At 74.4% G+C, this 281-nt stretch carries 1 protein-coding gene; it reads right to left on the bottom strand.

Annotated features, from left to right (window positions below; translation table 11 throughout):
• Window positions 1-281 (bottom strand): PH domain-containing protein (locus ACYYG1_RS17370; RefSeq protein WP_461211595.1); only part of this gene is annotated, 281 nt, incomplete at both ends.

Here is a 281-nt window from a genome sequence, read left to right as displayed (position 1 = left end):
CCAGCCCGAACCGCTGCTCCAGCGGCCCGCGGCGGGTGTCGACGGTCTGGATCCGCGACAGCGGGGCGACCCGCCACTCCTGCCAGAACCAGCCGGTGCGGGTGTAGACGGCGGTGTCGGTGACCTCCCACCGGTGCACCCGGAACCACCAGCGGGGCAGCGCCAGCACCGCGGGCAGCCCGACCACGGCGATCAGCACGGCCGGCACCACCAGCCAGAACCGGGCCGGCGGGATCAGCACCCCGAGCACGACCAACACCAGCACCGGTGGGACGACGAGC

It is taken from the genome of Desulfocurvus sp. DL1XJH-121 (assembly GCF_054819825.1).
Note: the sequence above shows the minus strand (reverse complement) of the source record. Positions and strands in the feature narration are given on the sequence as shown.